At 70.9% G+C, this 12,038-nt stretch carries 8 protein-coding genes, 2 pseudogenes and 1 riboswitch; of the genes and pseudogenes, 6 read left to right on the top strand and 4 right to left on the bottom strand.

Going from position 1 to position 12,038, the window contains the following annotated elements; translation table 11 throughout:
* Positions 1–46 precede the first annotated feature (46 nt).
* On the bottom strand, positions 47–685 hold the full coding sequence (locus tag JHN63_RS39420) for a hypothetical protein (RefSeq protein ID WP_200689916.1): 639 nt from the start codon (positions 683–685) through the stop codon (positions 47–49).
* A 183-nt stretch (positions 686–868) separates the two neighbouring features.
* On the opposite strand from JHN63_RS39420, the gene JHN63_RS39415 reads away from it, so the two are divergent.
* Both JHN63_RS39415 and JHN63_RS39410 read left to right on the top strand, forming a co-directional pair.
* Positions 869–1,726, top strand: coding sequence for an FAD binding domain-containing protein (locus tag JHN63_RS39415; protein WP_200689917.1), 858 nt, complete (start codon positions 869–871; stop codon positions 1,724–1,726).
* Positions 1,723–4,464 carry a molybdopterin-dependent oxidoreductase gene (locus JHN63_RS39410; protein WP_200689915.1) on the top strand — a complete coding sequence of 914 codons (2,742 nt, stop codon included), beginning with the start codon at positions 1,723–1,725 and terminating at the stop codon, positions 4,462–4,464. Before JHN63_RS39415 ends, JHN63_RS39410 begins: the two co-directional genes overlap by 4 nt.
* On the opposite strand, the gene JHN63_RS39405 is transcribed toward JHN63_RS39410, so the two are convergent.
* A complete protein-coding gene (locus JHN63_RS39405; RefSeq protein ID WP_200689914.1) occupies positions 4,376–4,867 on the bottom strand; it encodes a molybdopterin-dependent oxidoreductase in 492 nt (163 codons plus the stop codon). The two genes, JHN63_RS39410 and JHN63_RS39405, sit on opposite strands and share 89 nt — an antisense overlap.
* Before the next feature lie 205 nt (positions 4,868–5,072).
* Here JHN63_RS39405 and modA point away from each other — a divergent pair, with 205 nt between their 5' ends.
* From modA to JHN63_RS39390, 3 genes are read left to right on the top strand one after another with little or no spacing between them, the layout of a single operon-like run.
* On the top strand, positions 5,073–5,894 hold the full coding sequence (modA, locus tag JHN63_RS39400; protein WP_200689913.1) for a molybdate ABC transporter substrate-binding protein: 822 nt from the start codon (positions 5,073–5,075) through the stop codon (positions 5,892–5,894).
* Entirely contained in the window at positions 5,891–6,748 is an 858-nt protein-coding gene (gene modB / locus JHN63_RS39395; protein ID WP_200689912.1) for a molybdate ABC transporter permease subunit, read from the top strand. The genes modA and modB overlap by 4 nt, the downstream gene beginning before the upstream one ends.
* Positions 6,745–7,809: an ABC transporter ATP-binding protein gene (locus tag JHN63_RS39390; protein ID WP_200689911.1), complete on the top strand. Its 1,065-nt coding sequence runs from the start codon at positions 6,745–6,747 to the stop codon at positions 7,807–7,809. The genes modB and JHN63_RS39390 overlap by 4 nt, the downstream gene beginning before the upstream one ends.
* A 102-nt stretch (positions 7,810–7,911) precedes the next feature.
* On the opposite strand, the gene gcvP is transcribed toward JHN63_RS39390, so the two are convergent.
* The gene (gcvP, locus tag JHN63_RS39385; RefSeq protein ID WP_200689910.1) at positions 7,912–10,797 is read right to left on the bottom strand and encodes an aminomethyl-transferring glycine dehydrogenase; all 2,886 of its coding nucleotides are present in this window, start codon (positions 10,795–10,797) and stop codon (positions 7,912–7,914) included.
* A 188-nt stretch (positions 10,798–10,985) separates the two neighbouring features.
* A riboswitch (glycine riboswitch) is annotated at positions 10,986–11,081 on the bottom strand.
* Positions 11,082–11,195: 114 nt separating this feature from the next.
* Between gcvP and JHN63_RS39380 the strand changes: the two are divergent.
* Positions 11,196–11,561 (top strand): annotated as a pseudogene (locus tag JHN63_RS39380) (PRC-barrel domain-containing protein); the annotation flags it as partial.
* Positions 11,562–11,784: 223 nt separating this feature from the next.
* Here JHN63_RS39380 and JHN63_RS53315 read toward each other — a convergent pair.
* Positions 11,785–12,038 (bottom strand): annotated as a pseudogene (locus tag JHN63_RS53315) (DNA polymerase IV); the annotation flags it as partial.

Below are 12,038 nucleotides of genomic sequence, written 5' to 3'. Positions count from 1 at the left end.
CCCCCACCCCCCGCACCACATGCGCGACCACCTCAGCCAACGCCCCCTAGGCCAACCCGGCCCGCTGTGCCCCGGTCTCCGCGACCAGTACGCGATAGGGGCCCTCGGCCGGCAGGCCACAGGCCCGCAACGCCGCCGCCACAACCGCCACATCGACGCCCGGCGCGGCAAGAAGCGCCCCCAACTCGTCCGCCGTCTGCCGCTCTTCGGCCCGCGCGCGGACCCGCGCCTCCTGGCAGCGCCCCAGCACCGAGGCCAGCTCGTGCAGCATGCGCGGCGGGGCGTCGTCGGGGTCGGGGAGATAGAGGTGCCAGCGCTCGTACGGCGAGACCCCGTCCGCGTCGACGGGCACGGCCTCCGCCAGCAGTACGGCCGCCTCCCGCGCCGGTATCGCGGCCGCGCCCGGTGTCGCCGCGACCGTCCGCCCGGAGGGCGTGAGGACATAGGCGACGGCGCGTTCGAGGTGGGCGAAGGCCGTCGCCACGACGGCCCCCGGGCCGGCGCCCTGCGCGGCCATCCGACCCAACCGCCCCCGCACGCTCTCCGGCAGCGCGTGCCGACGGCTCAGCTCGCCCCACCGCCCGAGGTACACGGTGTCGGTGATCGCGCGGAACATGATGTGCGCGGGCACGGCGGCCAGCGGCAGCCCGTGCCGCACACAGGCCTCGACGAGGTCGTCCGGCACCGAGCCGTGCGTCTCCTCCCCGGCGAGCAGCGCCGCGGCCCCGCCCCGCGCAACGCGGACACGAACCGCTCGGCCCGCCCGGGCCCGTCCTCGGCGGTCCACCACACCAGCCCGCTGAGCACCACCTCGTCCCGCCGCACGAACCGCGCGGGGTCCTCCAGGTCGGTCACGGTCACCCCGCTGATCTCCCGCGCGAGCCGGGNGAACACGGTGGCCGAGATCCTCGACGCCCGGCAGCCGACCCCCTGGCGGCCGGGCGACGCCTGGCTCAGCGGCGGCACGTATCTCTTCTCCGAGCCGCAACCGCACCTGCGCCGCCTGGTGGACCTGAGCCGCACCGGCTGGACCCCCGTCCAACGGCTCCCGGACGGCTCCCTGGAGATCGCCGCCACCTGCACGATCGCCCAACTCTCCCGCTTCGCGAAGGAGTTGACGGCCGAGGCGGCCCCGCTCGTCGAACAGTGCTGCCGCGCCTTCCTCGCCTCCTTCAAGATCTGGAACATGGCGACGGTCGGCGGCAACCTCTGCAACGCCCTGCCCGCGGGCCCGATGATCTCCCTCACGGCCGCCCTGGACGCCGAGTGCCTGCTCCTCGCCCAGGACGGCACACACCGCCGCGTCCACGTCGCCGACTTCGTCACCGGCGCGGGCGCGGGCCGGGACGGTGATCGAGCGGAGGAGTTCGCCGTCGGCGAGGTCCTTGCGGCCCGCGCCCTGACCTGCCGTACGGCCTTCCGCCAGGCCTCCCTCTACGGCCTCGGCCGCTCCGGAGTCCTGGTCATCGGCTCCTTGGACCCGCAAGACAGCTCATTCGCGCTGACGATCACCGCCTCGACCGTCCGCCCATTTCGCCTGTGCTTCCCGCCGCGGCCCACGGCCGAGGAACTGCGCACAGCGATCACCTCCGCCGTCGCCGACGACGAGTGGTTCGACGACATCCACGGACTTCCCGAGTGGCGGGCGCACATGACGTTCCGCTACGCGGAGGAGATCCGCCGGGAGCTGGAACCGGAGCTGGAGCTGGGAGAGACGGCAGCATGAAGATCGAGATCAACGGCCGGTCCTTCGCCGAAGACCCCCGCCCGGGTCAGTGTCTGCGCACCTACCTCCGCGACCGCGGCTGGTTCGGCGTGAAGAAGGGCTGCGACGCGGGCGACTGCGGCGCCTGCACGGTCCACGTGGACGGCGAGCCCGTGCACAGCTGCCTCTACCCGGCCTTCCGCGCCGACGGCCGTACCGTCACCACGGTCGAGGGACTGGCCGCCGAGGACGGTGAACTCCACCCCGTCCAGCGGAAGTTCCTCGACGCCCAGGGCTTCCAGTGCGGTTTCTGCACGGCCGGCTTCCTGATGACGACGGCCGCCCTGGACGAGGACCAACTCACCGACCTGCCAAGGGCGTTCAAGGGCAACCTCTGCCGCTGCACCGGCTACCGCGCCATCGAGGACGCCGTACGAGGCGTATGCCACGCCGAGGCACCCGGCGCGGGCGAGGCGGTCGGCCGCAACCTCCCCGCCCCCGCGGGCCCCCAGGTGGTGACCGGCAAGGCCCGCTACACCTTCGACATCGACATCGCCGACCTGCTCCACATGAAGCTCCTCCGCTCCCCGCACGCCCACGCCCGCATCACCGCGATCGACACCACGGCTGCCCTCCAAGTCCCGGGCGTGCACGCGGTGTTCACTCACTACGACGCCCCCGAACGCCACTTCTCCACGGCCCGCCACGAGCACCCCACGGAGGACCCCGACGACACTCGCGTCCTCGACGACACCGTCCGCTACGTCGGCCAGCGCGTCGCCGCCGTCGTCGCCGACAGCGAGGCCGCCGCCGAGGAGGGCTGCCGACGCGTCGAGGTGACGTACGAGATCCTGCCCGCGGTCCTCGACCCGGAGGAGGCGATGCGCCCCGGAGCCCCGGTCGTCCACGACAAGGACGCGGCCACGGCCCGCATTTCCCGCCCCCAGGACAACGTGGTCGGCGAGGCCCACGGCGAGATCGGCAGCGTGGAGGCAGGCTTCGCGGAGGCCGATGCGGTGTACGAGGACACGTATCGCACCCAGCGCGTCCAGCACGCCAGCCTGGAGACGCACGGCGCGGTGGCGTGGTTCGACGAGGACAACAGGCTGACGGTACGCACCAGTTCACAGACCCCGTTCCTCACCCGCCGCGCCCTCTGCGCGCTCTACGACCTCCCCGAGGAGCAGGTGCGGGTGGTCGCCGGCCGGGTCGGCGGCGGCTTCGGCGGCAAGCAGGAGATGCTCGTCGAGGACATCGTCGCCCTCGCGGTCCTGCGCCTGCGCCGCCCGGTGAAACTGGAGTACACACGCGCCGAACAGTTCTACGGCGCGACCACCCGCCACCCGTTCACCATCAACGTGAAGGTGGGCGCCCGCCGCGACGGCCAACTCACCGCACTCCAGCTACGAGTTGTCTCCAACACCGGCGCCTATGGCAACCACGGCCCCGCCGTCATGTTCCACAGCGTCGGCGAGTCCATGGCCGTCTACCGCGCCCCGCACAAGAAGGTCGACGCCTTCTCCGTCTACACGCACACCGTCCCAGCGGGCGCCTTCCGGGGCTACGGCCTCGGCCAGGTGATGTTCGCCGTGGAGTCGGCCCTCGACGAACTGGCCCGCCAACTGGACCTGGATCCACTGGAGTTCAAGGCGAGGAACATCATCGGCCCGGGCGAGTCGATGCTCTCCCCCGGCGGCGAGGAGGAGGACCTGCACATCGCGAGCTACGGCCTCGACCAGTGCGTGTCGATCGTGCGCCGTGCACGGACAGAGCCCTGGGAGGCAGCTCCTGAAGGCTGGCTGGTCGGCGAAGGAGCGGCCCTGGCGATGATCGCGACGGGCCCGCCCGGCGGCCACATCGCCGACGCGAAGGCGAGCCTCCTCCCCGACGGCGGCTTCGATCTCGCCGTGGGCACAGCGGAGTTCGGCAACGGCACGACCACGGTCCATCGCCAGATCGCCGCCGGCGAACTCGCCACCACCGTCGACCGGATCACCGTCCGCCAGTCCGACACGGACGTCGTACGCCATGACACGGGCGCCTTCGCCTCCACGGGCACGGTGGTGGCGGGCAAGGCCACGCTGCGCGCATCCCGCGCCCTCGCCGACCAGTTGCTCGACTTCGCCGCCGCCCATCTGCAACTCCCGCGCACGGACTGCCGGTTGGCTGAGGAAGCCGTACTCCATCCTGGTGGCCGTCTGTCGTTGAAGGAACTGCACGCGGCCGGCGCGGCGGTCGGGACGGAGTTCACCGCCGACGGACACTTCGGTGGCACCCCGCGTTCCGTGGCCTTCAACGCGCAGTGGTTCAGGGTCGCCGTGGACCCGGACACGGGTGAGATCCGTATCCTCCGCAGTGTGCACGCGGCGGACGCGGGCAAGGTGATGAACCCGATGCAGTGCCGGGGCCAGGTCGAGGGCGGGGTCGCCCAGGCACTCGGCGCGACCCTCTTCGAGAACGTCCGCATCGACGAGCGGGGCGCGGTGGAGACGGCCGCGTTCCGGCGCTATCGGCTCCCGCAGTACGCGGACGTGCCGCGCACCGAGGTGCACTTCATGGAAACGGCGGACGCCATCGGCCCGTTGGGCGCCAAGTCGATGAGCGAGAGCCCCTTCAACCCGGTCGCGCCCGCCTTCGCCAACGCGCTGCGGGACGCGACGGGCGTCCGCTTCACCGAACTTCCGCTGACCCGCGACCGGGTGTGGCTGGCACTGGCCAACTCGCCGCGCCATACGCCCCGTCCACCCGTATCGCCCTGATCCCACTGATGTGCCGGGCCCCGCAACGGTCCTGCGGAAGCACCAGTTGCGGTCCGGCACGGTCGAGCGGGGTGTCGTCGATGCTCACGGCGAGCAGAACAAGGGCATGAGCGAAGTCGGGGTCGATCTCGGCCCAGGACAGCAGCGCATGGTGTCCGTCCGTACCGCTGACCGCGATCAGGAAGCGCAGCCGGTCCTTGCGGCGGACGGGGTCGAAGCCGGGGCCGGCCGAGGACAGGACGTCGTAGAGCCGAGGGCCCGCGAAGCGGTGCTCCTGGGTGCCGCTGGTGGCGCACTCGAAGCTGACCCGCACCCGGTGCAGCGGCCAGTTCGACAGGTCCGGCACGGTCAGCCGGGTGGGCCGGGCGAGGTCCCCCGTCAGGTCGAGCTGCGCGAGCGTCACGAGCCATCACCTCCCGGATGGTGGTACCCGGACGGCCCTCCCGTACAAACGCACATGCGCACCCCACAAGCGAACAGTGCAGCTCATGCGATGCGACAGGAGACTTCTGCCTCGCAAATGCGGCAGTATCATCGCGGCACGGCCGTTGCGGCCGGGCAAGGGCGCGACAACCCCATATCGGCAGAATCAGAGGAGTAGAACCGTGATGACCCGTTCCGCGCGTCGGACCCGCCGGACCCTTCAGGTTGCCGGGGCGGGAGCCGCCGCGCTGCTGGCCCTGAGCGCCTGCTCCTCCAGCGACGACTCGTCCTCCTCGAAGTCCGACTCCTCGGCCTCTGCGTCCCCGAAGATGTCCGGCACGGTCACCGTCTTCGCCGCCGCCTCGCTCAAGGAGTCCTTCACGACCCTGGGCAAGGAGTTCGAGACGGCGCACCCGGGCACCAAGGTCACCTTCAACTTCGCGGGCAGCGACACCCTCGCCGCGAGCATCACCAGCGGTGCCCCGGCCGATGTGTTCGCCGCCGCCAGCCCCAAGACCATGGCGATCGTCACGGACAAGGGCGACGGAGTCGGCACGCCGGCCACGTTCGTGCGCAACCAGCTGGAGATCGCCACCCTGCCGGGCAACCCCGACAAGATCGCCTCCCTGAAGGACCTCACCAAGTCCTCGCTGAAGGTCGTGCTGTGCGACAAGACGGTGCCGTGCGGCGCCGCGGCCCAAAAGGCGCTGACGGCAAGCAAGTTGAAGCTCACGCCGGTGTCCTACGAGGAGGACGTCAAGTCGGCCCTGAACAAGGTGGTGTTGAAGGAGGCCGACGCGGCGGTCGTGTACAAGACCGATGTGCACGCGGCGGGTGACAAGGTGGAGGGCGTGGAGTTCCCCGAGTCCGCCGAAGCCATCAACGACTACCCGATCGTCCTCCTGAAGGACGCGCCCAACGCGGTCGCCGCCAAGGCGTTCATCGCGCTGGTGCAGTCCGCCGAGGGCCAGAAGGTGCTGTCCGCGGCGGGCTTCCTCAAGCCGTGACCCGGTTCGACACCGCTGACGCCGCGGCCGAGACCCTCAAGGGCGGGCCGCGGCGTCGCCGTGTCCGGATGACAGGCCGCGGGGTACCGCTCCCCCTGCTGGTGCCCGCGCTCGTAGGCCTGGCGTTCCTGCTCCTCCCGCTGCTCGCCCTGCTGGTACGGGCCCCTTGGCGCTCCCTGCCGTCCCAACTGACCAGCACAGAGGTCTGGCAGGCACTCCAGCTCTCCCTGTTCAGCGCGACCGCGGCGACGGCCGTGAGCCTCGTCCTGGGCGTACCGCTGGCCTGGGTGCTGGCCCGCACGGAGTTCCCCGGCCGCGGCTTCCTCCGCGCCCTGGTGACGCTCCCCCTGGTCCTGCCCCCGGTGGTGGGCGGTGTGGCCCTGCTCCTGGCCCTCGGCCGCAACGGTGTCGTGGGCCAGTGGCTCGACTCGTGGTTCGGCATCACGCTCCCCTTCACCACGACCGGTGTCGTGGTCGCGGAGGCGTTCGTCGCGATGCCGTTCCTGGTCATCAGCGTCGAGGGCACCCTGCGCGCCGCCGACCCCCGCTACGAGGAGGCAGCCCAGACCCTCGGCGCCTCCCGCTTCACGGCGTTCCGCCGGGTCACGCTCCCCCTGATCGCCCCGGGCATCGCGGCGGGCGCGGTCCTCGCCTGGGCCCGCGCGCTGGGCGAGTTCGGCGCGACGATCACCTTCGCCGGCAACTTCCCCGGCCGCACCCAGACCATGCCCCTCGCGGTCTACCTGGCCCTCCAGAACGACCCGGAGGCGGCGATCGCCCTCAGCCTGGTCCTGCTGGCCGTGTCGATCGCGGTCCTGGCAGGGCTCCGCGACCGCTGGATGACGACCTCATGACCGACCTCACCACCACCCCCGACAAGGGCCTCGACGCCCATCTCGTCGTGGACCGCGGCACCTTCCGCCTCGACGTCGAACTGACCGCCGCCCCCGGAGACGTCGTCGCCCTGCTGGGCCCCAACGGCGCCGGAAAGACAACCGCGTTGCGCGCCCTGGCGGGCCTTGTCCACCTGACGGACGGTCATCTACGGCTGGACGGTGCGGAGTTGGACCGCACGCCACCGGAGTCCCGCCCGGTGGGAGTCGTCTTCCAGGACTATCTGCTCTTCCCGCACCTGACCGCGCTCGACAACGTCGGCTTCGGCCCGCGCTGCCAGGGCGCGACCAAGGCGGAGTCCCGCGCGATCGCCGCCGAGTGGCTGGAGCGGATGGGCCTCGCCGAGCACGCAGGCGCCAAGCCCCGCAGACTCTCCGGCGGCCAGGCCCAACGCGTCGCCGTGGCAAGGGCGTTGGCGACCCGCCCCCGCCTACTGCTCCTCGACGAGCCCCTCGCCGCCCTGGACGCCCGCACCCGCCTGGACGTACGGGCCCAACTCCGGCGCCACCTCGCGGAGTTCGAGGCGGTCGCGGTCCTGGTCACCCACGACCCCCTGGACGCCATGGTGTTGGCCGACCGGCTGATCGTGATCGAGCAGGGCACGGTCGTCCAGGAGGGCGCCCCCGCCGACATCGCCCGCCACCCGCGCACGGACTACATCGCCCAACTCGTCGGCCTCAACCTCTACCAGGGCCACGCCGACGGCCACACGGTCACCCTCGACACCGGCCCTACGATCACCACCACGGAGGATCTCCGGGGCGAGGTGTTCGTGGCGTTCCCGCCCAGCGCGGTAACCCTCTTCCGTGACCGCCCCACCGGCGCCAGCGCCCGCAACCTCTGGTACTGCGAGGTGGCGGGCCTGGAGACCCACGGCGACCAGATCCGCGTGGACCTGACGGGCGAACTCCCTCTGGCAGCAGACCTGACGACGCCGGCAGCGGCCGAACTGGACCTGCATCAGGGCGCGTTGATCTGGGCAACGGTCAAGGCAACCCAGACCCACTCCTATCCCGCGTGAACACCCGCGCCCCTTTTCTAGGGGCGCGGGGCTGTATCGATGTGTGGCTCCGCCACGGGGCGCACCCAGCCACGACGGACCCGCAGCTGAACTCCGAAGCGCTCAGTCCTCGTACGCATCCAACGGCGGGCAGGAACAAACCAGGTTCCGGTCACCAAAAGCCTGGTCGATCCGCCGCACCGGCGGCCAGTACTTATCGGCAACGGAGACACCGGCCGGGAAGACAGCCTCCTCGCGCGAGTAAGCGTGCCCCCACTCCCCACCGAGCGCGGCAGCGGTATGCGGCGCGTTCCGCAACGGGTTGTCCTCAGCCGGCCACTCCCCCGACCCGACCTTCTCGATCTCCCCACGAATCGCGATCATCGCCTCGCAGAACCGGTCCAGCTCGATCAGGTCCTCGGACTCCGTCGGCTCGATCATCAGCGTGCCGGCCACCGGGAACGACATGGTCGGCGCGTGGAAGCCGTAGTCGATGAGCCGCTTGGCGATGTCGTCGACGCTGACACCGGTCGCCTTGCTGATCGGCCGCAGATCGATGATGCACTCGTGCGCGACGAGCCCGCCGGGCCCGGTGTAGAGCACGGGGTAGTGCGGTTCGAGCCGCTTGGCGATGTAGTTGGCGGAGAGCACGGCCACCTGCGTGGCCCGCTTCAGCCCCTCGCCGCCCATGAGGCGGACGTACGCCCAAGAGATCGGCAGAATACCGGCCGAGCCCCACGGAGCGGCCGAGATGGGCCCGACTCCCGTCTCCGGCCCGGCCGCAGGCTGCAAGGGGTGGTTCGGCAGATACGGCGCCAGGTGCGCGCGGACGCCCACCGGTCCGACACCCGGACCGCCACCACCGTGCGGAATGCAGAACGTCTTGTGCAGATTCAGGTGCGAGACGTCGCCGCCGAAGTGTCCCGGCTTGGCAAGCCCCACAAGGGCGTTGAGGTTGGCGCCGTCGACGTAGACCTGCCCACCGGCCTCGTGCACCTGCGCGCAGATGTCGGCGACGTGCTCCTCGAACACCCCGTGCGTGGACGGGTAGGTGATCATCAGCACCGACAGCTCGTCGCGGAACTGCTCGATCTTCGCCCGCAGATCCTCGACGTCGATCTCACCGTCCTCGGCGGTCTTCACGACGACGACCTTCATCCCGGCCATCACGGCGCTCGCGGCGTTGGTGCCGTGCGCGGACGAAGGGATCAGACACACGGTCCGCTGCTCGTCGCCGTTGGCCCGGTGGTACCCGCGCACCGCCAGCAGCCCGGCCAACTCGCCCTGCGAACCGGCGTTGGGCTGCAACGACACCTTGTCGTACCCGGTGACCTCGGCGAGCCGCTCCTCCAACTCCCGGATGAGCGTGAGGTATCCCCCGGCCTGCTCGGCGGGCGCGAAGGGGTGCAGCTGCCCGAACTCGGGCCAGGTGACCGGCTCCATCTCGGTGGTCGCGTTGAGCTTCATGGTGCAGGAGCCCAGCGGGATCATGCCCCGGTCGAGCGCGTAGTCACGGTCGGCGAGCCGACGCAGGTAGCGCAGCATCGCGGTCTCGGAACGGTGGTCCCGGAACACCGGGTGCGTGAGATACGCGTCGGTCCGCAGCAGCCCCTCGGGCAGCGTGTCCTCGGCGGTCTCGTCCAGCGCCTCTACGTCACCGTCCACCCCGAACGCGGTCCATACGGCGGCCAGTTGAGCACGGGTGGTGGTCTCGTCGCAGGCGATGGACACCCGGTCCGCGTCCACGAGGTACAGGTTGACGCCGTCCTCGCGGGCGGCGGCGACGACCTCGGCGGCCCGGCCGGGAACGCGCGCGGTCAGCGTGTCGAAGTAGCCACCGTGGACGACCTCGACACCGCCTGCTGCGAGTCCGGCGGCGAGGATCGTGGCGTACCGATGCGTCCGCCGCGCGATGCCCTTGAGCCCCTCGGGCCCGTGGTAGACGGCGTACATGCCGGCCATGACGGCGAGCAGCACCTGGGCGGTGCAGATGTTGCTGGTGGCCTTCTCGCGGCGGATGTGCTGCTCGCGGGTCTGGAGGGCCAGGCGGTAGGCCTTGTGTCCGTCGGCGTCGACGGAGACGCCCACGAGCCGTCCGGGCAGGCTGCGCGCGAACTTCTCGTGCACGGCCATGTATCCGGCGTGCGGCCCGCCGAAGCCCATCGGCACCCCGAAGCGCTGCGTCGTACCGACCGCGATGTCCGCACCCAGTTCACCCGGCGACTTGAGCAGCGTGAGCGCGAGCAGATCGGCGGCGACGGTGACGAGCGCACCGAGCCCGTGCGCCTGCTCGATCAGCGGCTTGATGTCGCGTACGGCACCGGAGGCGCCCGGGTACTGCACGAGCACACCGTTGATCTCACGCTCGGCGATGTCCGCCGGGATGCCCTCACTGAGGTCGGCGACGACGACCTCGACGCCGGCCGGCTCGGCGCGGGTCTGGATCACGGCGATGGTCTGCGGCAACGCGTCGGCGTCGACCAGGAACAGACCCTTCTTGTTCTTGCCCATGCGCCGCGAGAGCGCCACGGCCTCGGCGGCGGCCGTGCCCTCGTCGAGCAGGGAGGCGCCGGAGGTCGGCAGCCCGGTGAGGTCGGCGACCATGGTCTGGAAGTTCAGCAGGGCTTCGAGCCGCCCCTGGGAGATCTCCGGCTGATACGGCGTGTAGGCCGTGTACCAGGCCGGGTTCTCCATCACGTTGCGCAGGATCACGGGCGGGGTGAAAGTCCCGTAGTACCCGAGCCCGATCATGGAACCGAGGACCTCGTTGCGGTCCGCGAGGGAGCGCAGCTCGGCCAGTACCTCGGCCTCGGTGCGGGCACCCGGCAGGTCCAGGGAGTCGGCGTTCTTGATCACATCGGGGACCGCGGCGGCCGTCAGCTCGTCGAGCGAGCCGTAGCCGACCTGCGCGAGCATCTTGGCCCGCGCCTCCTGGTCGGGACCGATGTGGCGCTGCTCGAACGGGATGCCCTGTTCGAGCTCGGAGAGCGAAGTGCGAGGGGCGGTCATTTTGGGAGGCCTCCTGGTCGGACACGACCTTCGAGGGACACCACGGCTGTGGGGTGCCCGGACGGCCTCCCCCTCTGTCATCTCAACCTGAGAGCTTCACCGGGCATCCCGAAGGAACCCGGCTTTCACCGTCGGTGAGAGCGGAAGCCGTCGACGCCGTCGGCACCCGCCCTGCTTTCCAGAGTGACCTCGTCCGTGCGGTACGTGAGCCTGAGAGATTCCGGGGAGGATTTGCTCCTTCGGCGCCTCCGATGAAGTCTGGAGGACTCTCCCGCACGGGGTCAGCAGCCGTTCGTCAGCCTACCAGCGAGCACTGGAGCCCGGCTTTCGAGTGGCCACCGGCCTCAATGTGCTCTTTTGTAGTGTTCACGGATGAGTTGCGAGCAGGAGGAGGTCCCGTGCAGACCGACATCGATCCGCGCAACCTGATCGGCCGCAAGGCGTTCGACCGCACCGGCGCCAAGATCGGCACGATCGACGAGGTCTACCTCGACGACGCCACCGGCGAACCGGAGTGGGCGGCCATACGCACCGGCCTGTTCTCCAGGGACGCCTTCGTCCCCCTGGAGCCCAGCGAACTGATCGAGGGCACCCTCCACATCCCCTTCGAACGCTCCCTGATCAAGGACGCCCCGGACTTCGGAGTGGGCCGCCACCTCTCCCCGGACCAGGAACTCCAGCTGTACCACCACTACGGCCTGGACGTGGGCCCGGCTCCGTCGCTCCCGGACCGCGACTTCGGCAAGGTGGCGGCCCACTCCGAAGTCCGAAGGGGTGGGGTGCGTGGGGTAGTTGGAGTTGCCGGGGTGTTCGAGGGTGCCGGGGTGGGACACGGGTGCGCCAAGCATCGGCGCCCGCACCGGAACCGGAACCCCGGAACGTCGCGTGCCGGACGCCGGCGACTGACCTGCACGGCACGGAGGCGCGCCCCAACCTCAGCCTTCCAAGCGCGCCCGCGCCCTACCAACACCGACCGTGATCCAAGCCTCAACTCTCCAGAGATCCCGGCACCACAGGCGGAGCCTCGGAACGCCGCCCAACCGACCGGACCTCGCCGCCTCGCCCCACCATCGACACCGGCAGAGGCACCGCGGGCTCGTCCCCCCGCCCCACCAACGGCAGGGGCTCCGCCGCCTCCAACTCCGGATCATCGGTCCGGAACGTCCGCACCCGCCCCGGCCCCGAATCCTCAGGCGTCTCGAACCGCACGGTGACCCGCCCCAGCCCGCTCCCCTGCACCC

The sequence above is a fragment of the Streptomyces sp. MBT65 genome (assembly GCF_016612545.1).
In the GTDB taxonomy this organism is placed as follows: Bacteria; Actinomycetota; Actinomycetes; order Streptomycetales; family Streptomycetaceae; genus Streptomyces.
The sequence above is the reverse complement of the archived record's forward strand: the minus strand, read 5'-3'. Positions and strand labels throughout refer to the sequence as shown.